Origin of the sequence: Mycobacterium sp. OTB74 (assembly GCF_029892685.1) — a bacterium.
Classification (GTDB): Bacteria; Actinomycetota; Actinomycetes; order Mycobacteriales; family Mycobacteriaceae; genus Mycobacterium.
In genome coordinates this window covers 160178-186716 of record NZ_JARXVD010000003.1, presented here as the reverse complement: position 1 = coordinate 186716, position 26539 = coordinate 160178, and the positions used below count along the sequence as shown (strand labels likewise).

At 66.6% G+C, this 26539-nt stretch carries 22 protein-coding genes; 12 read left to right on the top strand and 10 right to left on the bottom strand.

Annotated features, from left to right (window positions below; genetic code table 11):
* Nucleotides 1–18 precede the first annotated feature (18 nt).
* Nucleotides 19–627, bottom strand: a complete 609-nt coding sequence (gene folE, locus M2432_RS06405; RefSeq protein WP_280825926.1) for a GTP cyclohydrolase I FolE — start codon at nt 625–627, stop codon at nt 19–21.
* Nucleotides 628–645: 18 nt separating this feature from the next.
* A complete protein-coding gene (ftsH, locus tag M2432_RS06400) occupies nt 646–3147 on the bottom strand; it encodes an ATP-dependent zinc metalloprotease FtsH (RefSeq protein WP_280825925.1) in 2502 nt (833 codons plus the stop codon).
* A 145-nt stretch (nt 3148–3292) separates the two neighbouring features.
* Between ftsH and M2432_RS06395 the strand changes: the two genes are divergently transcribed.
* Genes M2432_RS06395 through M2432_RS06380 form a run of 4 tightly spaced genes read left to right on the top strand, consistent with a single transcriptional unit; the run spans nt 3293 to nt 7126 of the window.
* On the top strand, nt 3293–4225 hold the full coding sequence (locus M2432_RS06395) for an alpha/beta hydrolase (protein ID WP_280825924.1): 933 nt from the start codon (nt 3293–3295) through the stop codon (nt 4223–4225).
* Complete coding sequence (locus M2432_RS06390) at nt 4222–5403, top strand: LLM class flavin-dependent oxidoreductase (RefSeq protein ID WP_280825923.1); 1182 nt, start codon at nt 4222–4224, stop codon at nt 5401–5403. Before M2432_RS06395 ends, M2432_RS06390 begins: the two co-directional genes overlap by 4 nt.
* Entirely contained in the window at nt 5403–6419 is a 1017-nt protein-coding gene (locus tag M2432_RS06385) for a zinc-binding dehydrogenase (protein WP_280825922.1), read from the top strand. The genes M2432_RS06390 and M2432_RS06385 overlap by 1 nt, the downstream gene beginning before the upstream one ends.
* Entirely contained in the window at nt 6416–7126 is a 711-nt protein-coding gene (locus M2432_RS06380) for an SIMPL domain-containing protein (RefSeq protein ID WP_280825921.1), read from the top strand. Before M2432_RS06385 ends, M2432_RS06380 begins: the two co-directional genes overlap by 4 nt.
* Here M2432_RS06380 and M2432_RS06375 read toward each other — a convergent pair.
* Genes M2432_RS06375 through dacB form a run of 5 tightly spaced genes read right to left on the bottom strand, consistent with a single transcriptional unit; the run spans nt 7123 to nt 13434 of the window.
* A complete protein-coding gene (locus M2432_RS06375; RefSeq protein ID WP_280825920.1) occupies nt 7123–9414 on the bottom strand; it encodes a molybdopterin-dependent oxidoreductase in 2292 nt (763 codons plus the stop codon). The genes M2432_RS06380 and M2432_RS06375 overlap by 4 nt on opposite strands.
* Nucleotides 9415–9433: 19 nt before the next feature.
* Complete coding sequence (gene hpt, locus M2432_RS06370; protein ID WP_280825919.1) at nt 9434–10045, bottom strand: hypoxanthine phosphoribosyltransferase; 612 nt, start codon at nt 10043–10045, stop codon at nt 9434–9436.
* A 1-nt stretch (nt 10046) separates the two neighbouring features.
* The gene (gene tilS, locus M2432_RS06365) at nt 10047–11003 is read right to left on the bottom strand and encodes a tRNA lysidine(34) synthetase TilS (RefSeq protein WP_280825918.1); all 957 of its coding nucleotides are present in this window, start codon (nt 11001–11003) and stop codon (nt 10047–10049) included.
* Nucleotides 10982–12055, bottom strand: a complete 1074-nt coding sequence (locus M2432_RS06360; protein WP_280825917.1) for a zinc-dependent metalloprotease — start codon at nt 12053–12055, stop codon at nt 10982–10984. The genes tilS and M2432_RS06360 overlap by 22 nt, the downstream gene beginning before the upstream one ends.
* Nucleotides 12052–13434 (bottom strand): D-alanyl-D-alanine carboxypeptidase/D-alanyl-D-alanine-endopeptidase, encoded by a 1383-nt coding sequence (gene dacB, locus M2432_RS06355; protein ID WP_280825916.1) that lies wholly within the window; start codon nt 13432–13434, stop codon nt 12052–12054. Before dacB ends, M2432_RS06360 begins: the two co-directional genes overlap by 4 nt.
* Before the next feature lie 115 nt (nt 13435–13549).
* On the opposite strand from dacB, the gene M2432_RS06350 reads away from it, so the two are divergent.
* Both M2432_RS06350 and M2432_RS06345 read left to right on the top strand, forming a co-directional pair.
* Entirely contained in the window at nt 13550–14038 is a 489-nt protein-coding gene (locus M2432_RS06350; RefSeq protein WP_280825915.1) for an inorganic diphosphatase, read from the top strand.
* A 303-nt stretch (nt 14039–14341) separates the two neighbouring features.
* Nucleotides 14342–14863, top strand: a complete 522-nt coding sequence (locus M2432_RS06345; protein ID WP_280825914.1) for a 2-oxo-4-hydroxy-4-carboxy-5-ureidoimidazoline decarboxylase — start codon at nt 14342–14344, stop codon at nt 14861–14863.
* Here M2432_RS06345 and M2432_RS06340 read toward each other — a convergent pair whose 3' ends face one another.
* Nucleotides 14864–16417, bottom strand: coding sequence for an aldehyde dehydrogenase (NADP(+)) (locus M2432_RS06340; RefSeq protein ID WP_280826169.1), 1554 nt, complete (start codon nt 16415–16417; stop codon nt 14864–14866). It abuts the gene before it with no gap.
* Between the two features lie 152 nt (nt 16418–16569).
* Between M2432_RS06340 and M2432_RS06335 the strand changes: the two genes are divergently transcribed.
* The 5 genes from M2432_RS06335 to M2432_RS06315 are packed head-to-tail and all read left to right on the top strand — an operon-like array spanning nt 16570 to nt 24117.
* Complete coding sequence (locus M2432_RS06335) at nt 16570–20427, top strand: Pls/PosA family non-ribosomal peptide synthetase (RefSeq protein WP_280826168.1); 3858 nt, start codon at nt 16570–16572, stop codon at nt 20425–20427.
* Nucleotides 20424–21758, top strand: a complete 1335-nt coding sequence (locus M2432_RS06330) for a M1 family metallopeptidase (RefSeq protein ID WP_280825913.1) — start codon at nt 20424–20426, stop codon at nt 21756–21758. The genes M2432_RS06335 and M2432_RS06330 overlap by 4 nt, the downstream gene beginning before the upstream one ends.
* On the top strand, nt 21755–23002 hold the full coding sequence (locus M2432_RS06325) for a hypothetical protein (RefSeq protein WP_280825912.1): 1248 nt from the start codon (nt 21755–21757) through the stop codon (nt 23000–23002). Before M2432_RS06330 ends, M2432_RS06325 begins: the two co-directional genes overlap by 4 nt.
* Nucleotides 23003–23023: 21 nt before the next feature.
* Entirely contained in the window at nt 23024–23743 is a 720-nt protein-coding gene (locus tag M2432_RS06320) for a glycosyltransferase family 2 protein (RefSeq protein ID WP_280825911.1), read from the top strand.
* Complete coding sequence (locus M2432_RS06315; protein ID WP_280825910.1) at nt 23740–24117, top strand: DUF2304 domain-containing protein; 378 nt, start codon at nt 23740–23742, stop codon at nt 24115–24117. The genes M2432_RS06320 and M2432_RS06315 overlap by 4 nt, the downstream gene beginning before the upstream one ends.
* On the opposite strand, the gene M2432_RS06310 is transcribed toward M2432_RS06315, so the two are convergent.
* The gene (locus M2432_RS06310; RefSeq protein ID WP_280825909.1) at nt 24114–25013 is read right to left on the bottom strand and encodes a LysR substrate-binding domain-containing protein; all 900 of its coding nucleotides are present in this window, start codon (nt 25011–25013) and stop codon (nt 24114–24116) included. The two genes, M2432_RS06315 and M2432_RS06310, sit on opposite strands and share 4 nt — an antisense overlap.
* 70 nt (nt 25014–25083) lie before the next feature.
* Here M2432_RS06310 and dapA point away from each other — a divergent pair, with 70 nt between their 5' ends.
* A complete protein-coding gene (gene dapA / locus M2432_RS06305; RefSeq protein WP_280825908.1) occupies nt 25084–25968 on the top strand; it encodes a 4-hydroxy-tetrahydrodipicolinate synthase in 885 nt (294 codons plus the stop codon).
* On the opposite strand, the gene M2432_RS06300 is transcribed toward dapA, so the two are convergent.
* Nucleotides 25937–26539 carry a TetR/AcrR family transcriptional regulator gene (locus M2432_RS06300; protein ID WP_280825907.1) on the bottom strand — a complete coding sequence of 201 codons (603 nt, stop codon included), beginning with the start codon at nt 26537–26539 and terminating at the stop codon, nt 25937–25939. The genes dapA and M2432_RS06300 overlap by 32 nt on opposite strands.

Here is a 26539-nt window from a genome sequence, read left to right as displayed (position 1 = left end):
AGGTCCTGCGCACAAGGTTCACCTGCGCAGGATAAGTTCCAGTGCCTCGGCCCGGGACGCCTTGTCGGTCTTGAATTGGCCGCGCACCGCCGAGGTGGTGGTCACCGCACCCGGCTTGCGCACCCCACGCATGGCCATGCACAGGTGCTCGGCCTCGACCACGACGATCACACCGCGTGGGTCGAGTTTGCGCATCAGCGCGTCGGCGATCTGGGCGGTCAACCGCTCCTGCACCTGTGGCCGCTTGGCGTACAGGTCGACCAGCCGGGCGATCTTGGACAGCCCGGTCACCCGGCCGTCCTCGCCGGGTATGTACCCGACGTGCGCGACCCCGTGGAACGACACCAAGTGGTGCTCGCAGGTCGAGTACATCGGGATGTCCTTGATCAGCACCAGTTCGTCGTGGTCCTCGTCGAACGTGGTGTTCAGCACCGCATCCGGGTCGGTGTACAACCCGCCGAAGATTTCCTGGAACGCCCGGGCGACGCGGGCCGGGGTGTCCCGCAGCCCATCACGCTCCGGGTTTTCGCCAACCGCAAGCAGCAGCTCACGAACGGCTGCTTCGGCCCGCTCCTGATCAAACTTCGCGACAGTGAGCGTGGCCGTATGGTTCTGCGACCGCGTCATGTATGGACTCCGTTCGGGTCAGCCGTGAGAGCCCTGCGCCGGCGGCGCCTGGTCGTCGTTCGGTTGCGGCGGCGGCGCCGGTTGCTGCGGATACGGTCGGTAACCGCCCTGCGGGCCGGGCTGACCAGGCTGACCTTGCTGGCCGGGGTGGCCCCAGCCCTGCTGCGGGTACCACTGCCCCTGCGGCACGTAGCGGTCCGACTGGGGCGCCTGCGGAGCGTACCGGCCGGGCTGGGGCGCCTGCGGAGCGTACCGGCCGGGCTGGGGTGCCTGCGGCGCGTACCGGCCGGGCTGGGGTGCCTGCGGCGCGTACCGGTCCGGCGGCGGCGCCTGCTGCGGGTGACCCTGCGGTGGCCAGCCCGGGGCATGCCAGCCCGCGGGCGCGCCGTATGCGCCGTTCACGAGTCCGCCGTGGCCGTTGGCCCCGTTGACCCCATTGGTGCCGGCTGCAGCCTGATTGGCCGCTGCCACAGCAGCAGCTTGATTTGCCGCAGCCGCGGCGGCTGCCTGAGTTGCCGCTGCCGCAGCAGCCGCCTGATCCGCAGCTGCCGCAGCGATGGCAGCCTTGAAGGCCGGCTCCTCAACCGGCGGCGGCCACGGCTCACCCCGCTCGATGGCCAACTCACCCGGAGTCTTGATCGGCGGCTTTTCGGACGGGATACGCCCACCGAAGTCGTCGAACATGGTCAGCCGCGGACGCTTCTTGACGTCAGCAAGGATGACCTCGAGTTCGGCGCGGTGCAGAGTCTCCTTCTCCAGGAGCTCACCGGCCAGGGTGTCCAACACATCGCGGTATTCGGTCAGCACATCCCAGGCCTCGGTGTGCGCTGCCTCGATGAGCTTGCGGACCTCGTCGTCGATATCGCGGGCCACCTCGTGGCTGTAGTCGGCCTGAGTGCCCATGCTGCGGCCCAGGAACGGGTCGCCGTGCTCGGTGCCGTAACGGACCGCACCCAGCTTGGCGCTCATGCCGAACTCGGTGACCATGGCGCGCGCGACCTTGGTGGCGTTCTCGATGTCGGACACCGCGCCGGTGGTGGGCTCACGGAAGATCAACTCTTCGGCGGCACGGCCACCGATAGCCATGACCAGCCGGGCGACCAGCTCGGAGCGGGTCTGCATGCCCTTGTCGTCCTCGGGCACCGCGACGGCGTGGCCGCCGGTGCGACCGCGGGCCAGGATGGTCACCTTGTACACCGGGTCCAGGTGTGGCATGGCCCAACCGGCCAGGGTGTGCCCGGCCTCGTGGTAGGCGGTGATCTTCTTTTCCTGCTCGCTGATGATCCGGCCCTTGCGCCGGGGGCCACCGACGACCCGGTCGACGGCCTCTTCCAGGGCCGGGCCGGTGATGATGGTGGCGTTCTCACGGGCGGTGAGCAGCGCGGCCTCGTTGATGACGTTGGCCAGGTCCGCGCCGGACATGCCGACGGTGCGCTTGGCGAGGCCGTCGAGATCGGCGTCGGGGGCGATAGGCTTGCCGGCTGAGTGCACCCGCAGCACCGCCTTGCGGCCGGCCAGGTCCGGGCTGGACACCGGGATCTGACGGTCGAAGCGGCCGGGGCGCAGCAGCGCCGGGTCCAGGATGTCGGGCCGGTTGGTGGCCGCGATCAGGATGACACCCTGACGGTCCCCGAAGCCGTCCATCTCGACCAGCAGCTGGTTCAGCGTCTGCTCGCGCTCGTCGTGCCCGCCGCCCAAGCCGGCGCCACGCTGGCGGCCCACGGCGTCGATCTCGTCGACGAAGATGATGCAGGGGCTGTTCTGTTTGGCCTGCTCGAACAGGTCACGCACCCGGGAGGCGCCAACGCCGACGAACATCTCGACGAAGTCAGAACCCGAAATGGTGAAGAACGGCACCCCGGCTTCACCCGCCACGGCGCGGGCCAGCAGCGTCTTGCCGGTACCGGGCGGGCCGTAGAGCAGCACGCCCTTGGGGATCTTGGCGCCCAGGGCCTGGTAGCGGCTGGGGTTCTGCAGGAAGTCCTTGATCTCGTAGAGCTCTTCGACAGCCTCGTCGACGCCTGCGACATCGGCGAAGGTGGTCTTGGGCATGTCTTTGCCCAGCATCTTGGCGCGGGACTTGCCGAAGCCGAAGCCCATCCGGCCGCCGCCCTGCATCCGGGAGAACATGAAGAACAGGCCGACCAGCAGCAGCAGCGGCAGCAGATAGACCAGCAGCGAACCCAGGATGCTGCCCTGGTTGACCACTGTCCTGGTCTTGACGTTCTTCCCGTTCAGCGCGTCGAACAGCGGCACCGCGTAACCGGTCGGGTACGACGTGATGATCTTGGTGCTGTTGTCGGTGTCGGCCGCGACGCTCTTGAGGTCCAGCCGAAGCTGCTGCTCGCGGTCATCGATCTGAGCACTCGTGACATTGCCTGCGTTGATCTGAGCCAGCGCCACCGAGGTGTCGACCTGGTGATAGCCGCGGGTGTCGTCACTGAAATAGAAGAAAGACCAGCCCAATAGCAACACAACCGCAACGACGGTCAGGGTGCGTAGAAGATTTTTTCGCTTCATCGACATGTTTCGGCCGACGGGTTCACGTCGGCCAGGTCCTTCCGATACACAAATGGCGGATGCTTCACAGGTTACCGCTAGAGCAACGATTGGCAGTTCCCGACGGTGCCTAGCCCCTGGGAGCCGGGCCTGCTTGGCTGAGAACGTGCTCAGTTCAACCCGACGGTCAGTCGATACCAACGGCGTGACTTTGAACGTCACAGAGGCCGGCGAACGTGGTGCCCCGGTCGTGGTGCTCGCCCACGGATTCCCCGAATTGGCGTACTCGTGGCGGCGCCAGATCCCGGCGCTGGCTGCGGCCGGCTATCACGTGCTGGCGCCCGATCAGCGCGGCTACGGCGGCTCGTCCCGGCCGGACACCATCGAGGACTACGACATCGTCAACCTCACCGGAGACATCGCCGGGTTGCTCGACGACGTCGGGGCACAGCGCGCAGTCATTGTCGGGCACGACTGGGGCTCCACGGTGGCCACCAACTTTCCGCTGTTCCACCCCGACCGGGTACACGCGGTGGTGGCGTTGAGCGTGCCGCCGGTTCCGCGGCCCACCGCGCCGCCGACCCAGATCTGGCGGCGGAAGTTCGGCGACAACTTCTTCTACATGCTGCATTTCCAGGAGCCCGGGGTAGCTGATGCGGAGTTCGAGCGCGATACCCGGGCCGCCATGCGCCGCCTGCTCACGTTCGAGGGCTTCGCCGGGCCCGCCGAGACGATGGCCGACCGACCGCTACCCGAACCGCCGGACTGGATGTCCGAGGACGAATTCGAAACATACGTGACGGCCTTCACCAAGACCGGCTTCACCGGCCCACTGAACTGGTATCGCAATTTCGACCGTAACTGGGAGCTGACCTCAACCAGCCCGGCATCAACCATCACCGTTCCGACGCTGTTTGTGGCCGGTACCGCCGACCCGGTACTCGGCTTCACTCCGCGCAATCGGGTCCGGGACGTGGTGACCGGGGAGTATCGCGAAATCATGGTCGAAGGCGCCGGCCACTGGCTACAACAGGAGCGGGCCGAAGAAGTCAACGCGGCCCTCATCGAATTCATCGACGGATTGGGATTGAAGCTATGAGCAACCCGCCACTGGACTTCGGCGTTTTCATCACCCCGTTTCATCCGGTCGGCCAATCCCCCACTACGGCATTGGAATACGACCTGGACCGCACTGTCGCACTGGACCGGCTCGGCTACGACGAGGTGTGGTTCGGCGAACACCACTCCGGCGGATACGAACTGATCGCCTGCCCGGAGGTATTCATCGCCGCCGCGGCCGAACGCACCAAACACATCCGATTCGGCACGGGCGTGGTGTCCCTGCCGTATCACCACCCGCTCATGGTGGCCGACCGCTGGGTGCTGCTGGACCATCTGACCCGCGGCCGCGTGATGTTCGGCACCGGTCCCGGCGCTCTGCCGTCAGACGCCTACATGATGGGCATCGACCCCGTCGACCAACGCCGGATGCAGCAGGAGTCACTGGAGGCCATCCTGGCGTTGTTCCGGGCCGGCCCCGACGAGCGCATCAGCCGCGAAACCGACTGGTTCACCCTGCGCGACGCCGCGCTGCACATCCGCCCGTACACCTGGCCGTACCCGGAAATCTCTACCGCGGCAATGGTTTCCCCGTCGGGTCCACGACTGGCCGGACAGCTGGGGACGTCATTGCTGTCGTTGTCGATGTCGGTACCCGGCGGATATGCCGCGCTGGAGTCCACCTGGGACATCGTGAACGACCAGGCTGCCAAATCGGGCCAGCCGCAACCGGATCGACGTAGCTGGCGGGTGCTGGGCATCGTGCACCTGGCCGACACTCGCGAGCAGGCCATCGAGGACTGCACCTACGGGCTGGAGGACTTCTCCAACTACTTCGGCGCCGCCGGGTTCGTCCCGCTGGGCAGCGAAACCGGGCCGGCTCCGACGTCCAGGCAATTCGTCGAAAACTATGCGGCCAAAGGCAATTGCTGTATCGGTACTCCCGAGGATGCGATCGCCTACATCCAGGACCTGTTGGACCGCTCAGGCGGCTTCGGCACCCTACTGCTGCTGGGTCACGACTGGGCGCCGCCGGATGCCACGTTCCATTCGTACGAGTTGTTCGCCCGCGAGGTCATTCCGCATTTCAAAGGGCAGCTCACCGCACCGAGGGCGTCGCACGACTGGGCCAAGGGCATGCGCGACCAGTTGTTCGGCCGGGTGGGCGAGGCCGTGGTCAAAGCCATCACCGAACACACGACCGAAGGAGCCAAGTGATGCGTGCGTCAGTACTACGCGGCGGACGGATGGTCGTCCGCGACGACGTGCCCGAACCCGTACCCGAGTCCGGACAGGTACTGGTCGCCGTAAAGGCTTGCGGTATCTGCGGATCGGACCTGCACTTCGCCAGCCACGGCTCGGAGATCGTGGCGCTGACCGCCGAGATCGAAGGCCTGCCCAAGGGATCCGATGAACTGAATCTGGACAGCGACGTCTTCATGGGCCACGAGTTCAGCGCCGAGATCCTCGACGCCGGGCCGGCCACCGAGACACATCCACCGGGCACCCTGGTGACCTCGATGCCGATACTGCTCTCGTCGACGGGCGTCGAGATGATCGTCTACAGCAACAGCACGGTCGGCGGATACGCCGAGAAGATGCTGCTGTCGGCACCTCTGCTGCTGCCGGTGCCCAACGGGCTGGACGCCAAGCGCGCTGCCCTGACCGAGCCGATGGCGGTCGGCCTACACGCCGTCAACTCTTCGCGGATCGAGCAGGGAAACACCGCACTGGTGATCGGCTGCGGCCCGATCGGGATCGCGATCATCGCCGCGCTGCGCCATCGCGGTGTGGAAACCATTGTCGCGTCGGACTTTTCACCAGCCCGCCGGGCACTGGCGGTCACCATGGGCGCGCACGTCACCGTGGACCCCGCCGACGGGTCACCATTCGGTCAGTGCACTCCTGCGGTGATCTTCGACGCGGTCGGTGCGCCCGGCATCATCGACGACGTGCTGCGCCGGGCCCCGATGGCCTCCCAACTGGTGGTCGCGGGGGTCTGCATGCCGCCCGACACCGTCCACCCGCTGTACGCATCAGCCAAACAGATCAACGTGCAGTTCGTATTTGCCTACAGTCCAAAGGAATTCGCTCACACGCTGCGCGCCATCGCCGAAGGCGAGATCGATGTCGCGCCGATGATCACCGGCGAGGTGGGGCTGGACGGTCTGCAGGGCGCATTCGAAGAACTCGGCAACCCCGAGACGCACTGCAAGATTATGGTGACCCCATGAGCTCTCCCAAAAACACCGCTCTGACCCTCGCCGGACTGGCTGTGGCAGCTGCCATCGGTGTCACCGGATGTGGCTCGGATTCCGATCACCACGGTCCCCGCCAGGTCACCGTGGTCGGCACCGGCAAAGTGCAGGGCGCTCCGGACACCCTGACCATCGACGCGGGTATCGAGGCGACGGCTCCTGACGTGACCGCTGCAATGAATCAGACCAGCGGCCGCCAGCAGGCCCTTCTGGACGCGCTGACCGGCGCCGGCGTCGACAAGAAGGACATCAGCACCAAGCAGGTGAGTCTGCAGCCTGAGTACGGGCCCAACTCGACCATCAACGGGTATCGGGCCAGCAACACGATTCAGGTGAAGATTCGCAAAGTGGACACGGCCTCGAAGATGCTGGCTCTGATCGTCGACGCCGGCGGGAACCAGACCCGGATCAACTCGGTGAGTTACGCGATCGATGACGACTCGCAGCTGGTCAAGGATGCCCGCGCCCGAGCCTTCAACGACGCCAAGGACCGCGCCCAGCAGTACGCGCAGCTGTCCGGACTGCAGCTGGGCAAGGTGATCTCGATTTCCGAGACGGCCGATGGTTCCACCCCGCCGAGCCCCACGCCGATGCCTCGCATGGCCATGGCCGCGCCGGTCCCGCTGGAACCCGGTCAGCAGACCGTCGGCTTTTCGGTGACCGTGGCCTGGGAGCTGGGCTAACCAGCCGAGCCCGCCGGCGAGATATCGACCGGGATGCCGTTGAGTACCGCGGTCCCGGACAGTGGATCCAGATGCGTGCCGTCGTTGAGCTGGTTGACGTTGACGCCCGGGTGGCTGGCCGCGAGCTCCTGACCGGTGCCGCCGCGGTCGTGACCCCAGCCGTGCGGCAGCGAGACCACGCCGCGCCGAATGCCGTCGGTCGTTTCGATCGGCGCCAGCAGCTCACCGCCCGGACCCTTGATGATCGCGATGTCGGTCAGACCGAGATCGGCCGCATCGTCCGGGTGAATCTGCAGGGTGCATCGGTTTGACCCACCGGACAGCGCCGGCAGGTTGTGCATCCAGCTGTTGTTGGACCGCAGATGCCGTCGGCCGATCAGCAGGAACCCGCCGGCCGTGCGGCCGAGTGCGTCGCGCAGCCGGGCCACATCGGCGACGATCGGCTCCGGAGCGAGTTCGATTGTCCCGCTTGGAGTTCGCAGTACCTCGGGGATCCGCGGCTGCAGCGGCCCGAGGTCGATGCCGTGCGGGTTGGCCTTCAGGCGTTCTAGCGTGAGCCCATCTGGTTTGGTGCCGAACGCGTCGCCGTAGGGCCCCAGCCGGAGCATCATGTCGAGGCGACGTTCGTAGCCCGGCCCCGGATACAGCATCGCGGTGAGCTCGTCGACGTCGCGACCCGCCACCGGTGAGTGGGGATCGTGGGCTTCCTTGGTCAGCGTCGTCGTGATCACCTGCGCATCGACCAGAGCCGGATCCCCTTCCCATATCCCGTCGCTTCGCTCGCCCGGACGGGCCCCAATGCCATACAAAATCAACGCCAGCCGCGACAGAATCTCGGGCTCGTCAGGCCGGCCATCCAGCGGTAGCACCGGCGACGAGTACCGCACGTTGTTGCGCACCGCGAGGTTGTTCAGCGCGAAATCGAAGTGCGCGCTGTGGGCCGGTGGAGGCGGCGGCAGGATGACGTCGGCATGGCGGGTGGTCTCGTTGAGATAGGGGTCGACGGAAAGCATGAACTCAACGCCTCCGCCTTCTCGCTCCTCACGTCCGCGGCCGAGCGCCCGGTCGAGGCGGTCGCCGTCGGGCGCAGACAGCACCGGGTTTCCGGCGATGGTGATCATCGCCTTGATCCGACCCTCACCCGCGGTGTCAATCTCCTCGGCGATCGCAGCCGCCGGCAGCTCGGACAGCACCTCGGGGTAACCGGACACCCGGCTGACCCATCGCCCGGTCTTGAACCCACGGCCCGGTTTCGGCGGACGCGGCGCGGGGACCGCCGCACCGAGCGGGAACATCGCCCCGCCGGGTCGGTCGAGATTGCCGGTCAGCACGTTGATCACATCGACGAGCCAGCTGCCGATAGTGCCGAACTCGACCGTGGAGGTACCGATCCGGCCGTAGACAGCCGCCGTCGGAGCTGCCGCGAGTTCGCGGGCCAGTTCCCGGATCTCCTCGGCGTCCACGCCACACGCCGGAGCGACGGCATCGGGCGAGAAATCATCGGCCAGCGCGCGGACCTGCTCGACGGCGCTGACGTGCTCGGCTAGCCCCCCGAGATCAACCAAATCCTCGTCGAACAGCACGTGCACGACGGCGAACAGCAGCGCAGCGTCGGTACCGGGTCGCGGGGCGAGGTGGCGGTCGGCCAGTTTGGCGGTCTGAGTGCGGGCGGGGTCGATGACGACGAGCTTGCCGCCGCGTTTCCGCAGCGCCCGCAGCTTTCCGGGGAAATCGGCGGCGGTGGCCAGGCTGCCGTTGGACACCAGAGGGTTTGCGCCGATGATCACCAGATAGTCGGTGCGGTCGAGGTCGGGCACAGTGAACGCGCCCGGGCTGCCGAACATCAGGCCCAGCGCGACGTGCTTGGGCATCTGGTCGAGTGTGCTGGCGCTGAACACCTGCCGGCTACCCAGGCCTTTGATGATCAGCGGTGCGTACAGGGCACCCGAGATGGTGTGCGCGTTCGGATTGCCGAGGTACACCCCGACCGACTTGCCTCCGTGCTCAGCGATCACCGCGCCGAGTCGCTCGGCGATGACGGCGTACGCCTCATCCCAGGTGGCCTCGGTCAGCACGCCGTCGCGGCGGACCAATGGGTGCGCCAGCCGATCTGGATCGTTGTCGAGCTCGCCGAAGCTGGCGCCTTTAGGGCAGATGAACCCCGCGCTGAACACGTCGTCATGGTCACCGCGGGCACCGGTCACCCGGCCGTCGGAGATGGTGAGCGTCAGGCCGCAGGTGGCCTCACAGAACGGGCAGATCCGTAGCGCAGTGCTGGTCTCAGCCATGCGTGCGATTCTGCGCCAATCAGTGGTTTTCGTACACCCGCGGATGCAGGGTGCCGATGTAAGGCAGGTCGCGGTAGCGCTCGTCGTAGTCCAGGCCATAGCCGACGACGAACTCGTCGGGAATGTCAAAGCCGATATGCGCGACGTCGATGTCGGCGCGCACCGCGTCGGGCTTGCGCAGCAGGGTGCAGACCCGCAGTGAGCGCGGCCCCCGCGTGGCCAGGTTGCGCAGCAGCCACGACAGCGTCAGGCCTGAGTCGATGATGTCCTCGACGATCAGCACGTCGCGGCCGTTGATGTCGCGGTCCAGGTCCTTGAGGATGCGCACCACGCCCGATGACGAGGTCGACGAGCCGTAGGAGCTGACCGCCATGAACTCCAGCTGCGTGGGCAGCGGGATGGCCCGGGCCAGATCTGTGACGAACATGACCGCGCCCTTTAACACCGTAATCAGGAGCAGATCCTGGTCGCCGGAGTCGGCGCGGTAGTGCTCGGCGATGCTCTCGGCCATCTGCGCGATGCGCTCTTGCAGCTGTTCCTGGGACAGTAAAACCGATTTGATGTCGTCCTGGTACAGCTCCGATTGCGTCGGCACGGCAACAGCGTGCCACGACACCAGGGCTTGATCCAAGCTAGACGGGTCGGGTGGTGACGAATAGGGCGCCTGCTCGCCGGCCGACGATCAACCGCTGGTACCGCAGCGGTGACCCGACCGCGACTCCGCCCTGGCCACGCCAGGCTGCCACCAGCGCGTCGACTGATCGCAATTGCACGTCGGTGAGCGTGGTCGCCCCGCAGCCCAGCAACCACCCGCGGATGACTCGGCGGCGCAGCGCGGCGGGCAGGTCTTCGAGACCCGCGACGGTCAGCCCGTCATCTGTGCGCAACCGCGCCAGCTGCGTCTCGGCCAGGGCATCGAGTGCGTCGTTGTCCTCTCGCAACGCGGCTGCGGTACGGGCCAGGGCCGGGGCCACTCCGCCGGCAAGTACGTCCTCCAGCAGCGGCAGTACCTCGGTGCGCAGCCGGACCCGGGTAAATCGGGGGTCGGCGTTATGCGGATCCTGCCACGGTTGCAGACCCAGCTCGTAGCACGCCACGACGGTGTCGGCTCGGCGCACGCCCAGCAGCGGACGACCCCACGGCGGGTCCCAATCACGCATGCCCGCAATGGATCTGGCGCCAGAGCCGCGGCCCAGCCCCAACAGCACCGTCTCGGCCTGGTCGTCCAGAGTATGCGCCAACAGCACCGGCATGCCGCCACGTGCGCCGTCCAACGCTGCGTAGCGGGCTGACCGCGCCGCCGACTCGGGCCCGCCTTCAGCCCCGACCTGCACGCAAATCACCTGGGCATCAACGCAGCCCAACTTCAGCGCCTGCGCCAGCGCGGTCTCGGCGACGTGCGCCGAACCGTCCTGCAGACCGTGGTCGACGATGAGCGCAACAGTCGGCTTGATAGCGGCGGCCACGGCAGTCAGTGCGAGCGAATCGGCTCCGCCGGACAACCCGACGCACCACCGGTCGGCGGGATACGCCGCGGCGAACCCTGCCAACGCGGCACGGAGTGCGGCTACAGCACTCGATCGATCCATTGCCGTGGCTCATCGATTTCGGTTGGCAACGGCAAGGTTTCGGCATCCGTCCAGATGGTGTTGAACCGCGTCATCCCGACGGTGGACACCACCTCGTCGACAAATTTCTTGCCGCGGGTGTACTGCGCGATCTTGGCGTCGAAGCCGAGCAGAGCTCGGATAATCCGTTGCAGCGGAGAGTGTTTGCGCTGCCGCCGCGCGTCGAAGCGATCCCGGATGGTCGCCACCGACGGCACCACAGCCGGACCCACCGCATCCATCACGTGGTCGGCGTGACCTTCCAGCAGGGTGCCCAGCACCAGCAGTTGATCGAGGGCACGGCGCTGCTCGTCGGACTGCAGGATGCGCACAATGCCCAGGATGCCTTGCGAATTCGGGTCTGCGTCGCCGTTACGGTGGTTCCGGACATACTCGGCTAGCCGGCCGGTGATGTCTCCGATGTCCAGATTTGCGTCGTCGGTCAACACCGCCAACGCCTGCGACATGTGATCCCTCAACCACGGGTTTGCCCGGAACTGCACCCGGTGGGTCACCTCGTGCAGACACACCCAGAGCCGGAATTCAGCCGGGGTGACCCGCAATTGCCGTTCAGTAGCAACAACATTCGGGTACACCAGCAGCAATTCGCCGCCATTGACACCGAAGGGGTCATACTGCCCCAGGATGCCCGAGGACACGAACGCCAGCACCGCGCCGGTCTGCGCTCCGGTGAGCCGGCCGGTCAACATGGCGGCAAGCCCTGCGGTACTTGAGCTTTGGCCACCGGTCATGATCCGCATCGACTCGGTTGCGGCCCGCACCCACTGCTTTCGATCCACGATGCGGGCCTCGGGAATCTCGGCACCCTCGTTCAGCAGGGTCACCTCGCGAACCGGCAGTTCAGCGCGACGCGATGCCTCGGCCAGCTGCTCACGCACCTGGTCGCGGGTGTAGTCGGTGATGGGCGGTTCCGGTCGGGTCAGCTTGGCCCCGACGGTGGCCGCGAAACTCCAGTCCACAGCGCGGCCCACCGTCAGGGACTGACGATCGGGCTGCGCCGCGGATTGGCTCACGCGTCGCACCCACAGGACCGCAGCGCCGCAGCCACCGCATCGAGCGCGGTTCGACCTTCTGGCCCGGCACTGTTGGAGATCAACGCGAAGGTCAGCACCCGCCCGCTGCGGTCGGTGACAACACCGGCGAGCGCATTGGTGCCGGTCAGCGAGCCGGTCTTGGCCCGCAGGTATCCGGCGGCGGCCCGGCCCGCGTCGGTATCCAGGTACCGGTTGGACAGCGTGCCGCTACCGCCGGCAATCGGAATGACGTCCAGCAGAGGACGCAGCTTGGGCTGGTCGTTGCCGGCCGCGGCGTTGACCACACCGTCCAGGATGGTGGCGGTCAGGCGGTCGTTGACCGACAGTCCACTGGAGTCGAAGAGCGTGGCGCCGGAAGTGTCCAGCCCCACCTTGGACAGCTGGCCGAGTACCGCATGCACAGCGCCGTCGAAGCTCTGCGGCTCGTTGACCGCGGCGGCGACCTCACGCCCGATGGACTCGGCCATGACGTTGTCCGATTCGCCCATCATCTCGCGCAGTCGCTCCATCAACGGTGCCGAGTGCACTGCCGCGAGCTGCCGGCCGGCCGCTGGAGTGGACCGGACGGTGACGGTTGCCGGGTCCGCTCCCAGTGCCACGGCCAGTGCCTTGCCGGCATCGAGGGCCGGGGTGGTGGACCGTTTGGAGTCGACGGTGGTCGGCTGAATTCGGCCCGCGTCGAGCATCACCGACTCGATCGGCGAGAAGTCGCCGCCCTCGATGTCTGCGGTGTCCCAGCCCGGCGCCATGGTCGGACCGGTGAAGGCACCGGTGTCGACCTGTACCGACTTGACCACCGTGCCGGTCTTGCGGATCTGATCGGCCAGGTCGGAGATGCGGCCGGCGTCGCGGTACCAGGTCTGAGTGCCGACCGGCGCCGCCGACAGTGTCGGGTCACCACCGCCCTTGAGCACGACCTGTCCTGGGGTGTCCCCGGCGACCACAATCGTGGTGAGGCGGGCCGCACGATCCAAGGTGAACAGCGCCGCAGCGGTGGTCAGCACCTTGTTTGTGGACGCGGGCTGCAACGGCGTGTTCTCGCCTTGCGCCCAGATTTGCGCGCCGGTCGCGGCGTCGGTAACGCGGCCGCCCAGTTGGCCGAGGTTCGGGTTGGCCACCAGTGGACCCAGCATCGCGGCCAGCTGAGCGGGACTCGGCTGCGGCGCGGAATCAGACAGCGGCTGCACACCAGGGTTGGCCGAGGCGGCCGCCGGTTGTGGCTTGACGCTGGGGTCGGCGGCCGGGGCGGGCTTGTTGCGCGCCATCACCGCGGCGGCCGCAACCACTGCGGCAACCAACACCAGAACTCCCACACCGATCAACATGTGAGTCGACCGGCGCCACCGGGTGGGCCGCATATTTCTCCTGATCTCGTACCGGTCTCGCACTCTATTGACGAGCAGTCGGTACTGAGCAGGGTATCGCTCGTCTATGGTGTAGCCGGTTATCAGCACTCAGCGAAGGAGCCTCCGGGTGGAGCACGACATCGTCATCGAGATCCCCAAGGGTTCACGCAACAAGTACGAAGTGGACCACGTGACTGGCCGGGTCAAGCTCGACCGTTACCTGTTCACCCCCATGGGCTACCCCACCGACTACGGATTCTTCGAAAACACTCTGGGCGAGGACGGCGACCCGCTGGACGCGCTGGTTCTGCTGACCGAGTCCGTGTTCCCCGGCTGCGCTGTCGAGGCCCGTCCGGTCGCGATGTTCAAGATGACCGACGAAGCCGGCGGCGACGACAAGCTGCTCTGCGTGCCGGCCGGCGACCCGCGGTGGGACCACATTCAGGACGTCAACGACATCTCGCAGTTCGATCTGGACGCCATCAAGCACTTTTTCGTCCACTACAAGGATCTTGAGCCGGGCAAGTACGTGAAGGCCGCCGACTGGGTTGGTCGCGCGGAGGCCGAAGAGGAACTGGCTCGCTCGATCGCCCGTTTCGAGACCCAAGAGCACTAGTTTTCGCTGCCGAGGCTGCGGTTTTGGCGGATTTCACCCGATTTTCGTCATAACCGCAGCCTCGACGCATTCAGCTTCCAGACGCATCGGCTGTTCGTGGCATTGCGGGCGTTGTTGCGCGGCAAGCGATCCGAGACATCACGGGCTGTCGGCGTCGAGGTCGAGGGCGACGCGGACGAACTTGCCGCCGTGCTAACGCCGGACTGAGCCACGACATGTGCAGCGCAGTGCATTCACAGGCAAGTTTGCACCGTTGTAACACAGGGAAATCTGTACGTACCCTGCGAATTCGATGATGACGGTGTGTTGATGCATCAGGGAATCGGACTCGACGCGTTCAACGGCATGTCGAAGCAGCGGGCCATGCACGCCCTGTACGAGTGCTGCTACAGCGTCCCACTGGCCGGCAGCCTGGCCGACGGACGTGCTTACCAGGACCACGACCACCTGTTCCGGCAGGCCGACACGCTGCTGTTTTCCCTGGACGAGGTCTCGATCGATGCAATCCTGCCGGCCTATCCCCAAGTGGGCCGTCGACCAGGCAGCACCCGATCGCACTTCGAACAGTGCGCGGTGTGCGACCAGAACCCTGATCTGATGACGACGCTACGCACCAAGGCCGCTGACTACCGCGGCCATTTCGGCTTCGACTTCGTCATGTACGTGGGCAACATGTCAACGGTCGGGGTGCTGAATCACATGGCCGACCGCATGCTCAACGAGCCCGAAACCGAACGCAAAGTGGTGCGTAACGAGATGGCCCGCATCAACCGGACCCGGCTGGAACGGATGCTCGGACCCGAGGGTGGCTACGACAACTGGTGATCAGTCGCGGCTCAAGCGGCCGTCGATCCGGCGCCAGATGCCGTCCGGATTTCCGTCGGCAATGACTTTGGGCTGCAAGGAATCTGGCAGACTCTGATAGCAAACCGGCCGCAGGAATCGTTCAATCGCGCGGGCGCCCACTGAGGTGCTGCGCGCATCCGTGGTGGCCGGACAGGGTCCACCATGAATCATGGCGTGACCCACCTCAACCCCGGTGGGCCAGTCGTTGAACACAATTCGTCCGGCGATGAGTTCGAGTTCGGGCAGCAGCCGTGCCGCGATCGCCAGGTCGGATTCGTCACTGTGTACCGACACGGTCAACTGGCCTTCCAAATATCTTGCTAAAGCAATCATTTCGTCTTCATCGCGGCAGCGCACCACCACTGCGGCTGCACCGAAGACCTCGGCCTGCAATTCCAGCGAGGCCAGAAACGTCGCCGCATCGGTGCTGAACAACGCTGCCTGACCATGCTGACGAGGGCCCTCCTGGCCCTGCGCAACCAACGCAGCGTGCAGCGACAGTTCGGCGACACCCCGCTCGTAGTTGGCCGCGATGCCCGGCGTCAACATGGGCTGTGCGGGACGACTCTGCAGGTCTTCGCCTGCGGCAGTGAGGAACTCGTCCAGCTCGGGTCCATCGACTCCGATCACCAGCCCTGGGTTGGTGCAGAACTGACCCGAACCCATCGTGAGCGACCCCACGAACCCCGACGCAATCGCAGCTGCTTGCGAACCGAGCGCACCCGGCAGCAGGAATACCGGGTTGATCGCACTCATCTCGGCGTACACCGGGATGGGCTGCGGTCGCGCCGCAGCGATCGCCGCCAATGCCGTTCCGCCGGAACGTGAACCGGTGAAACCCACCGCCTTGATCCTCGGGTCGGCAACCAGCGCGCCGCCCAGTTCCGGCCCGTCACCGTAGAGCAATGAGAAAGTCCCGGCCGGCATCCCGGTGGCACGGACGGCGTCGGCCACCACCCGGCCAACCAGCTCGGAGGTTCCCGGGTGTGCGTCATGCGCTTTGGCTACCACGGGGCACCCCGCGGCCAACGCGGACGCTGTGTCACCGCCGGCCACCGAGAAGGCGAGGGGGAAATTGCCGGCCCCGAAGACCGCCACTGGCCCCAGCGGGACAGCTCGCTGCCGAATGTCGGGACGCGGCGCGGGTGTGCGATCCGGCTGCCCCGGGTCGATCCAGACGCCCTGCCAACTGCCTTCAGCCAGCACCGCGGCGAACAGTCTCAATTGCGCAGCGGTACGACCGACTTCGCCGGCGATCCGCGCCTGCGGCAGGCCGGTCTCGGCTACGGCCCGGTCGACCAGTTCCGGTCCGAGTGTCTCCAGTCCCGCGGCGATCGCCTCCAGGAACTCGGCCCGACGGCGCGGGTCGACGGCCCGATAGACGTGAAATGCCTCACCGGCCGCAGCACACGCGGCGTCGACATGACTCCCATCGCCATATCGGTAGGCAGGTTCAAGCGGTGTCCCAGTCGCCGGGTCGAATCCGCGAACTTCGGCGCCCGTCCCCGCGACGCTCTCACCTGCGATGATCATTCGTCCGGTCAGCTCAGTGGTCACGAATCCACGTTAGCCAAGGCCGCGAGGGCCCAGGTCGGACGCCTAGAACCCGCCATGGCCGCCAGACGGAGGAACGGTCCAACCCTTAGTAGGTTGTACGGGTGGCACAGGAGATCCCCCCGCAGTACATGCGCTCGGCAGACGCACCGCAGGCGCGGACACTCATCGACATCGTCTACGCCACAGCCGAGCGTTACCCTGACGCGCCCGCCATCGATGACGGCGAGGTGCAGCTCACCTACGCCGAATTGATCGCCGACATCCAAGACAGCGTCACTTGGATGGCTGCCCGCGGCATCGGTCGCGGTGACCGCATCGGCATCCGGATGCCGTCCGGTAGTTACGCGCTGTACGTAGCCATCCTGGCTACCCTGGCCACCGGCGCCGCTTATGTGCCAGTGGACGCCGACGACCCCGACGAACGCGCCGAACTGGTCTTCGGTGAGGCCGGTGTGGTCGGCATCATCACCGAGGCCGGGCTGATTCGCGGCCCCGGATCGTCCCGCGGTTGGCAGGCCGGCAGACCCTTGACCCGCGACGACGCCTGGATCATCTTCACTTCTGGTTCTACCGGCACCCCGAAGGGTGTTGCGGTCACGCACCGTAACGCCGCAGCCTTCGTCGACGCCGAGGCCGAGGTCTTCCTGAAGGACAATCCACTGGGGCCTGGCGACCGGGTGTTGGCCGGACTTTCGGTGGCGTTCGACGCGTCCTGCGAAGAGATGTGGCTGGCCTGGCGGTACGGCGCCTGCCTGGTGCCGGCGCCCCGTTCGCTGGTCCGCAGTGGCATGGATTTGGGGCCGTGGCTGGTGTCCCGGGACATCACTGTGGTCTCGACGGTCCCTACCCTCGCGGCACTCTGGCCGGCCGAGGCCCTTGAAGCGGTGCGGCTGCTGATCTTCGGCGGCGAAGCCTGCCCGCCGGAACTCGGCGAACGACTGGCAGTGGAAGGGCGCGAGGTCTGGAACACCTACGGCCCCACCGAAGCTACCGTGGTCGCGTGCCTGGCGCCGCTGGACGGCGGACCGGTCAGCATCGGCCTGCCATTGCCGGGCTGGGACCTCGCCGTCGTCGACAAGGATGGGCAGCAGGTCGGTTACGGCGAGGTCGGCGAACTTGTGATCGGTGGCGTCGGTCTGGCCCGCTACCTCGACCCGGACAAGGACGCCGAAAAATACGCGCCGATGGAGACGCTGGGTTGGGGCCGCGCATACCGCAGCGGTGACCTGGTCCGGTTGGAGCGCGACGGACTGTACTTCCAGGGCCGCGCCGACGATCAGGTCAAGGTCGGCGGGCGCCGCATCGAGCTTGGTGAGGTAGACGCCGCACTGGTCAACCTGCCCGGAGTCAGCGGCGGTGCCGCGGCAGTGCGTAAGACCGCCACCGGCACGCCCTTGCTGGTGGGCTACATCGCCAGCGCCGACCCTGACTTCGATATCGCCGAGGCCCGCAAGGCCCTGGCCAAGGCACTGCCGGCGGCCCTGGTGCCGCGGTTGGTGTTGCTCGACGAATTGCCAACTCGCACATCGGGAAAGGTCGACCGCAACGCACTGCCCTGGCCGGTCGACTCCGGCAGCGACGACGGCCCCGAACTGGCCGGCACCCTGGGCTGGCTCGCCGGACTGTGGCGCGACGTGCTCGCTGCGCCGGTCGACGGACCGAGTGCGGACTTCTTTGCGCTCGGCGGTGGGTCGCTGTCTGCGGCGCAACTGGTTTCACTGCTGCGCGAGAAGCACCCCGAGGTCACCGTCGCCGACCTGTACGACCACCCGCGGTTGGGTTCGCTGGCCAGCTATCTGGACGAGCTGGACCCGCCACCCGTGATCGAAGCCCGCAACGTCGCACCGGTTCCGCTGTTGACCCAGCTGGCTCAGGTGGTGCTGGCGTTGCCGTTGGCGACGCTGTCCGGCATGCAGTGGGTGGTGTGGCTGGCGCTGTTGAACAACGTTGCCGCGAAACTGCATCTGCTGCCCTGGGCCACCACCGTCAACTGGTGGTGGATTCTCGCCGGCTTCCTGGTGTTCGTCACCCCGCTCGGACGGATGGGCATCGCGGCAATCTGTGCCCGGACATTGCTGTCCGGGTTGCAACCGGGAACGTATCGCCGCGGCGGCTCCGAACACCTGCGGGTGTGGCTGGCCGAGCGGCTCAGCGAGGCCAGCGGCGCCGAAAACCAGGCCGGCGCACCGTGGTTGGTGTACTACGCCCGCGCACTGGGCAACCAGGTGGGCAAAGCCGTCGACCTGCATTCGGCGCCACCGGTCACCGGCATGCTCACCCTTGGGCACCGCTGCTCCATCGAGCCCGAGGTCGACCTCACCGGGCACTGGATCGACGGTGACCTGTTCCACGTCGGGCCCATCAACATCGACAACGACGCCACCATCGGCGCGCGAACGACGCTGCTGCCGGGCGCGGTGGTCGGCAAAAACGCTGACGTGGCACCGGGTTCCGGCGTCATCGGCAAGGTCAAGGCCGGCCAGTACTGGAAGGGCTCGCCCGCGGTGAAGTCGGGCAAGGCCCACCACCCGTGGCCCGAGGCGCGCCCGGCCCGAGCGCCGCTGTGGGTCGCCATGTACGGGCTGACTTCGATGCTGCTCGGCGGACTGCCGCTGCTGGCCTTGGGATCCGGTCTGGCCGTGTTGAGTGTGCCTATACGCCACACGCATTCACTGAAAGAGGCGATCCTGCCCGCAGCAATCTGGACTCCTGTCGCCACCGTGGTAGCCCTGGCGGTGTACGCCGCACTCACGGTGATCGGGGTGCGGGTCATGTCGCTGGGCCTGGACGAGGGCTACCACCCGGTGCGCAGTCGGGTCGGCTGGCAGTTGTGGGCCACCGAACGGCTGATGGACGCCGCCCGCCACTACCTCTTCCCCATCTACGCCAGCCTGTTGACCCCGTGGTGGCTGCGCATTCTGGGTGCGAAAGTCGGTAAAGAAACCGAGATTTCGACGGCGCTACTGACACCCAAGTTCACCGAGGTGCAGGACGGTGCGTTCCTGGCCGACGACACCATGGTGGCGTCCTACGAACTGGGCGGCGGCTGGATTCACGTCGCCAAGGCCACCGTCGGACGGCGCGCCTTCCTGGGTAACTCCGGTATCACCCAGCCCGGGCGCCGAGTACCTGACGACGGCCTGGTGGCGGTGTTGTCTGCCACCCCGCACAAGGCCAAGGCCGGGTCGTCCTGGCTGGGCAGCCCGCCGATCAGGTTGCGCCGCCAGCCCACCGAGGCCGATGCCCTGCGCACCTTTCACCCGACCATCTGGCTCAAGGTGATGCGAGGCACGGTGGAGACGCTGCGCATTGTCCCGGTGATGCTGACATTCGCGATCGGTGTCGCGGTGCTCGGTGCAATACAGGCTCTGGCCGGCAGGTTCGGTTGGCTGTGGGCGTCATTGGCCTGCGGTGTGGTCCTGCTCGGCGCCGGGCTGATCGCCGGTGCCATGGCGGTGGCCGCAAAGTGGTTGATGGTGGGCCGGATTCGGGCCGTCGAGCATCCGCTGTGGTCGCCGTTCGTGTGGCGCAACGAAGTTGCAGATACGTTCGTCGAATCCGTGGCCGCGCCGTGGTTTGCCCGGGCGGCCAGCGGAACGCCGGTGATGAACCTGTGGCTTCGAGCACTCGGCGCGGCGATCGGCCGCGGCGTGTGGTGCGAAACCTACTGGCTGCCTGAGGCCGACCTGGTGACTCTGGGCCGTGGCGCGACAGTGAACCGGGGCTGCGTGGTGCAGACCCACCTGTTCCACGACCGGATCATGCAACTGGACACCGTGGTGCTGTCCGCAGGCGCGACGCTGGGCACCCACTGCGTGGCGTTGCCCGCGGCCAGCATCGGCGCGGGCGCGACGGTCGGCCCGGCTTCGCTTGTGATGCGCGGTGATTCGGTGCCACCGTCCACCCGCTGGCAGGGCAACCCGATCGCGCCGTGGACCGGCAAGAAGCGCAAGTCCGGCAACCGCCAAAAGGCAACCGCCGCATGACCCGAGCGAGCAAGAAAGTACGTAAGGCCATTCAACCCGTCATCGATCCATACCTTCCGAATACCGGCAATTTCGGCTACCGAATCTCGCGGTACGAGCTGGCCATCGAGTACAAGATGGAGAGCAACCGGCTGGCCGGGACAGCGACCATCACCGCGGTGACGCTGGCGTCGTTGCGCTCGTTCACCCTGGACCTGTCCGACGCGATGACGGTGTCCAAGGTGGACGTCAACGGCCGCCGCCCGGCCAAATATCGGTGCGCCGCCGGAAAACTGAACGTCACCCTGGCTACCCTGGTGCCGGCCGGTGCGGCGCTGACCATCACCGTGCGCTATGGCGGAAATCCGCGTCCCATCCAATCTGCTTGGGGTCCAGTCGGTTTCGAGGAGCTGTCCGAAGGCGTACTGGTTGCCGGCCAACCCAACGGCGCGGCGTCCTGGTTTCCGTGCGATGACCACCCGAGTTCCAAGGCCAGCTACCGCATCCAGATCAGCACCGACAGCCCCTACCGGGCCGTGGCCAACGGCGAACTGGTCAGCCGGAAAACCCGTGCGGGACAAACCACCTGGACCTACGAGCTGGCCGAGCCGACGTCGACGTACCTGATCACGCTGCAGATCGGACGCTACGAATCGGTGCGTCTGGCCAAATCGCCGGTGCCGCTGTACGCGGCGCTGCCAGCCCGTCTGATCGACAATTTCGAGCACGACTTCGCCCGCCAGTCGCAGATGATGAAGCTGTTCACGAGGCTGTTCGGCCCGTACCCGCTGTCCACCGGGTACACCGTGGTGATCACCGATGACGAGCTCGAAATACCGCTTGAAGCACAAGGGATTTCGATCTTCGGCGCCAATCACTGCGACGGTCGTCGTAGTGCCGAGAGGTTGATCGCGCATGAAATGGCGCATCAGTGGTTTGGTAATTCCGTCACCGTGCGGCGCTGGCGCGACATCTGGCTGCACGAGGGCTTTGCCTGTTACGCCGAGTGGTTGTGGGCCGAAGAGTCCGGCTGGCGCAGCGCCGACGAACTGGCGGTGCATTATCACCAGAAGCTGCAGAGCCGCCCTCAGGATCTACTGCTGTCCGATCCGGGGCCGCAAGAGATGTTCGACGACCGCGTCTACAAGCGCGGCGCGCTCACCCTGCACGTGTTGCGCCGCAGCATCGGGGACGAGAATTTCTTTGCCCTGCTTCGTGATTGGACCACCCGGTACCGTCACTCCACGGCCGTGACCGACGACTTCACCGGGCTGGCCGCCAACTATGCCGAGCAATCGTTGCGCGGACTGTGGACTGCCTGGCTCTACTCGACCAGGCTGCCATCGCTGTGACCGACGGCGCGCCGAGTACCGGAGCCATCAGCCGCGGCAGCGTGGCCCGGGTCGGCGTGGCCACCGTGCTCAGTGCGTTGTGCGGCTACGTCATCCTGTATCTGGCGGCTCGCGACCTCGCCCCGGCGGGGTTCTCTGTGTTCGGCGTGTTCTGGGGCGCGTTCGGGCTGTTCACCGGTGCGGCCAATGGCCTGCTGCAGGAGGCGACGCGCGAGGTGCGCAGCGCGCGCGCCAGCAAGCAGGGCGGAACCCAGCCCGGCCCACACATCCAACCGATCCGGGTGGCCGCAGCCGTCGCGGTCGGGGCCGGTGCGGTGATCGCCGGCACCGCACCACTGTGGGCCGGCCACGTGTTCGTCGCCTCCGAGCCGCTCAGCGTGACGCTGCTCAGCGTCGGCCTGGCCGGCTTTTGCCTGCACGCCACGCTGCTCGGCGTCCTTGCCGGCGTGGACGGCTGGACCCAGTACGGTGCGCTGATGGTCACCGACGCGGGGATCCGCGTCGCCGTCGCTATCGCCTCGTTCCTGTTGGGCTGGGGACTGGACGGCTACCTGTGGGCAACCGTCGCCGGGTCCATGTCCTGGCTGCTGGTGCTGCTGGCCTCGCGGGTGGCCCGGGCCGCCGCGGCGATCAAAACCCCCGGCACCCCCCGCACCTTCCTCAACGGAGCGTGGCACTCGATCGCGGCCGCCGGAGCCAGCGCTGTCCTGGTGATGGGGTTCCCGGTGCTGCTCAAGGCCACTTCCAGCGATCTCGGCGCCACCGGCGGTGTCGTCATCCTGGCGGTGACGCTGACCCGGGCTCCCCTGCTGGTCCCGCTGACCGCTATGCAGGGCAATTTGATCGCCCATTTCGTGGACAACCCGAGATTGCGGGCACTGGTGACGCCGACGCTGGTGCTGGCCGGGTTGGGGGCGCTTGCGGTACTGGCCGCCGGGCTGACCGGGCCGTGGCTGTTGCGCACTTTCTTCGGCCCCGAGTATGTCGCCGACGGAGCGCTGCTGGCGTGGCTGACCGCCGGAGCCGTCGCCATTGCGTTCCTGACCTTGACCGGGGCAGCGACCGTGGCGGCTGCGCAGCACCGCGCATACGCCGTCGGCTGGGTGGGTGCGACGTTGGCCGCGACGCTCTTGTTGCTGTTGCCGATCGATCTGCAGACCCGGACCATCGTCGCCTTGCTGTGCGGTCCACTGGTCGGCATCGCCGTGCATCTGGTTGGACTGATCCGCCTCCGGGCCCGCTGAGCGTGTATTTTCGGCATCAACATGACCCTTCACCACGAACACCTCGGCAACCACCGCCGCGGTGACGTATGGATCATCATCCCTGCCTTCAACGAGGCGAGCGTCATCGCCGACGTAGTCACCGATGTCCGTTCGGCCTTCTCCAACGTGGTCTGCGTCGACGACGGCGGCCATGACGACACCGGCGACCGCGCCTTCACGGCCGGCGCACACGTGGTGCGTCATCCGGTGAACCTGGGTCAGGGCGCGGCTATCCAGACCGGCGTCGAGTACGCCCGATCCCGGCCTGGCGCACGGGTTTTCGCCACCTTCGACGCCGACGGGCAGCATCGGGTCGCCGACGTGTTGCGAATGATCGAGCGGTTGCGCACCGACGATCTGGACATCGTGATCGGCACCCGGTTCGCCGACCACCCACCGGAGCGGATGCCGGTACTCAAACGGCTGCTGCTGCCGATCGTCGCCAAGCTCAGCCCGTCCAGCCGCAAGCTGCACCTCACTGACGCGCACAACGGCCTGCGGGTTTTCAACAAGACTGTCGCCGACGGGCTGAACCTGACCATGAACGGCATGAGCCACGCCAGTGAGTTCGTCACGCTGATCGTGGAAAATCACTGGCGGGTGGCCGAGGAACCGGTGCACATTCTCTACACCGACTATTCGATGTCCAAAGGCCAGTCGCTGGTCAACGGGGTGAACATCATCGTGGATGGACTGTTGCGCGGGAGGTTGCGCCGATGATCTGGACTAAGGGACTGCTGATCGGCTCGGTCGTCCTGTTGCTGGCCTACCTGTTGCGGTCGCGACGCAGCGCCAAATCCCGTGCGTGGGTGAAGCTCGGTTATGCGATGTTCGTGATCGGTGCCATCTACGCCATCATCCGCCCCGACGACACCACGGTGGTGGCGCACTGGTTCGGCATCGGGCGCGGCGCCGATCTCCTGCTGTACGCGATGGTCATCGCGTTTCTATTCACCACGATCAGCGCCTACATGCGATTCAAGGACCTGGAACTGCGCTACGCCCAGCTGGCGCGGGCAGTGGCGCTGGAAGGCGCCCGGGTGCCGCCCGAGTCTCCCGTAGACCCTGCACCCACGGCGTACTTGGGCGACTAACCCTGGCCGGGTGCGCAGGGTGAACAATTCGACTGCGCGGCTACGACCGTCAACGCGGCACGCGCGGCCGCGATCGCCGGGTGCGCGCCGGTCCCCCGGCGGTACGCCAATTGCGTCCGGCGCCGAATCTCGAGCGGGTTGAGCACCACACCGTCCGGGGCCGCCGCCGCGCCGAGTTCGGGCACAAACGCCACCCCCTGACCGGCCGCCACCAGCGCCAGCACGGCGCCGAAGTCATCGACGTGGTGACGGATATGCGGGATGAAACCGGCTGCTGCACATGCTCGTTCGGTCAGTACGTGGCATAGCGTGCCAGCAGTGCCGGCGATCCAACTGGCGTCCCGGCGGTCGATCAACGGGTCGATGGTGAGCGCTGCCAGGTACACCACTTCGTCCAGCAACGGCTCGGTCTGCAGCGCCGCATCGGTGGCTGCCGGGACATAGTCGTACTCCTGCACCAAGGCGATGTCGAGACGTTCCTCGCGCAGCGCGTTCGGCACCTCGGCTGGATCAAGTTCGGTGACAAGCAGATCCAGGTCTGGATGGTCTGCGCTCAGCTCGACGATGGCGGGCGTGAGGATCTCCGCGATGGCCGAAGGAAAGACGCCGACTCGCAGTGCGCCACTGACTTTCGCGGTATCTGAGGCGAGTTCGGCGGCAGCTTCCTGCAATGTCGCGATGACCAATTCGGCGTGCTCGACAAGCCTGACCGCGGCCGCCGTCAGGGTGACCGCACGACCCGTGCGCTCCAGCAGCGGCACCCCGGCCTCTCGTTCCAGCACGGACAGCTGCTGCGACACCGCCGACGGCGTGTACGCGAGCGCCTCAGCGACAGCGGCGATGGTGCCGCGGTGAGCCAGCTCCCGAAGCAGACGCAACCTGCGCACATCAAGCATTAGTTCAACTTACGCTTGCCATCAAAAAGAAGAACTAGACCTACATGAAATATTGGCTGATCGTTGAATCATGTCGTTCACCGGACTCTTCGTTCCGCTCGTCACGCCGTTCACCGCCTCAGACGAACTCGATTGCGGCGCACTGGAAGCGCTTGCACACACCGCCCTCCACGCCGGCGCGGCCGGATTGGTGGCCCTGGGCACCACTGCCGAGCCAGCCAATCTGACTGCATCCGAACGACGATTGGTCGTCGACATCTGTGCGGCGGCGTGCGCTGAACACAACGCACAGCTGATCGTCGGCGCGGGGTCCAACTCAACGGCTGATTCCCTCGGCCAACTGCGGGCTCTCGACCCGCGCAGCTTCGCCGCGCTCACCGTCGTTCCGTATTACACCCGCCCGAGCGAAGACGGCGTCGTCGAACATTTCCGGCGCCTCGCCGCCGCGAGCCCGGTGCCGCTGATCGTCTACAACGTGCCGCATCGCACGGGTCGGGCGCTATCGGCGGAAACCCTGCTCCGGCTTGCCGAACTCCCGAACGTCAGCGGATTCAAGCACGCCGTTGGCGGCATCGACGACACTACCGTCGCATTCATGGCCGATGTGGCGCCCACCGTTTCCGTACTCGGAGGCGACGACCTGTTCGTCGGGCCACTCATCGCGCTCGGCGCCTCGGGCGCAATCATGGCCAGCGCGAATGTGGCCACCCGCAGTTACGCCGATCTGGTGCAGACGTGGCGCAGCGGTCAGATCGAGGATGCGCGCGGTCTGGGCAACCGACTGGCCCCACTGTCAGCAGCTCTGTTTGCCGAGCCGAATCCCGTTGTGATCAAAGGGGTTCTGGCAGCCCAGGGGCAGATATCGAGTCCCCATGTCCGGCTGCCCTTACTACCCGCGAGCCCCGAAGCCGTTGAGGCAGCACTCAGTCTTGAGCCGCTGGTGCCAGCCCGCTGAGCATCGCCAGCAGCAACTGGATGCGACCGTCCTCCAGCTCTGGTTGCGGTAGCGCGGCACGCATCAACCCAGCGCCGTCGAACACATTGATCAGGATCGTGACCAGCATGGCCAAATGCTCGGCCGGAAGCTGGTCCGCTCCCGGCATCGCCTGAGCGGTCTCGTAGATATTGCTGGAGTACTCGATGAGTGCGCCCTGCAAGGTCGTCCGCAGTTTCTCGTCCGTGCGGGCGGCGACCCGCAACTCATGCAGCACGGTATTGGTGGCGTTGCCACTCACATCGCGCAGCGCGACCAGCGCTCCTTCCAAAGCCGGCTTATCGGAAGGAATCTCGGCAACCTGCTTGTTGAACGCGTCCAGCTGCCGGCGCATGACCTCCCGCGTGACCTCCGACATGAAGTCACCCATAGTGGCGAAGTGCTTGAACAGCGCACCGTCGGAAACCTGGGCCCGCTGGGCGATCACCTTCGCCGAGGCCCGGGCGTAGCCCACCTCGACGATGGTGTCGATCGCTGCGTCCAAGAGTCGGGTCCGGGTTTCCTCACGGCGCTGCTGTTGCGTGCGAGCCAT

Excerpts from the sequence above, each read along its gene's own strand:
- M2432_RS06300 (WP_280825907.1), bottom strand. The coding sequence starts at position 26,539 with ATGGCTCGCACGCAACAGCAGCGCCGTGAGGAAACCCGGACCCGACTC.
- M2432_RS06375 (WP_280825920.1), bottom strand. The coding sequence starts at position 9,414 with ATGGCTGAGACCAGCACTGCGCTACGGATCTGCCCGTTCTGTGAGGCC.
- M2432_RS06390 (WP_280825923.1), top strand. The coding sequence starts at position 4,222 with ATGAGCAACCCGCCACTGGACTTCGGCGTTTTCATCACCCCGTTTCAT.
- folE (WP_280825926.1), bottom strand. The coding sequence starts at position 627 with ATGACGCGGTCGCAGAACCATACGGCCACGCTCACTGTCGCGAAGTTT.
- dapA (WP_280825908.1), top strand. The coding sequence starts at position 25,084 with ATGTCGTTCACCGGACTCTTCGTTCCGCTCGTCACGCCGTTCACCGCC.
- ftsH (WP_280825925.1), bottom strand. The coding sequence starts at position 3,147 with ATGAAGCGAAAAAATCTTCTACGCACCCTGACCGTCGTTGCGGTTGTG.
- dacB (WP_280825916.1), bottom strand. The coding sequence starts at position 13,434 with ATGCGGCCCACCCGGTGGCGCCGGTCGACTCACATGTTGATCGGTGTG.
- M2432_RS06380 (WP_280825921.1), top strand. The coding sequence starts at position 6,416 with ATGAGCTCTCCCAAAAACACCGCTCTGACCCTCGCCGGACTGGCTGTG.
- M2432_RS06310 (WP_280825909.1), bottom strand. The coding sequence starts at position 25,013 with ATGCTTGATGTGCGCAGGTTGCGTCTGCTTCGGGAGCTGGCTCACCGC.
- M2432_RS06335 (WP_280826168.1), top strand. The coding sequence starts at position 16,570 with ATGCGCTCGGCAGACGCACCGCAGGCGCGGACACTCATCGACATCGTC.
- M2432_RS06315 (WP_280825910.1), top strand. The coding sequence starts at position 23,740 with ATGATCTGGACTAAGGGACTGCTGATCGGCTCGGTCGTCCTGTTGCTG.
- M2432_RS06330 (WP_280825913.1), top strand. The coding sequence starts at position 20,424 with ATGACCCGAGCGAGCAAGAAAGTACGTAAGGCCATTCAACCCGTCATC.
- M2432_RS06340 (WP_280826169.1), bottom strand. The coding sequence starts at position 16,417 with ATGATCATCGCAGGTGAGAGCGTCGCGGGGACGGGCGCCGAAGTTCGC.
- M2432_RS06320 (WP_280825911.1), top strand. The coding sequence starts at position 23,024 with ATGACCCTTCACCACGAACACCTCGGCAACCACCGCCGCGGTGACGTA.
- M2432_RS06385 (WP_280825922.1), top strand. The coding sequence starts at position 5,403 with ATGCGTGCGTCAGTACTACGCGGCGGACGGATGGTCGTCCGCGACGAC.
- tilS (WP_280825918.1), bottom strand. The coding sequence starts at position 11,003 with ATGGATCGATCGAGTGCTGTAGCCGCACTCCGTGCCGCGTTGGCAGGG.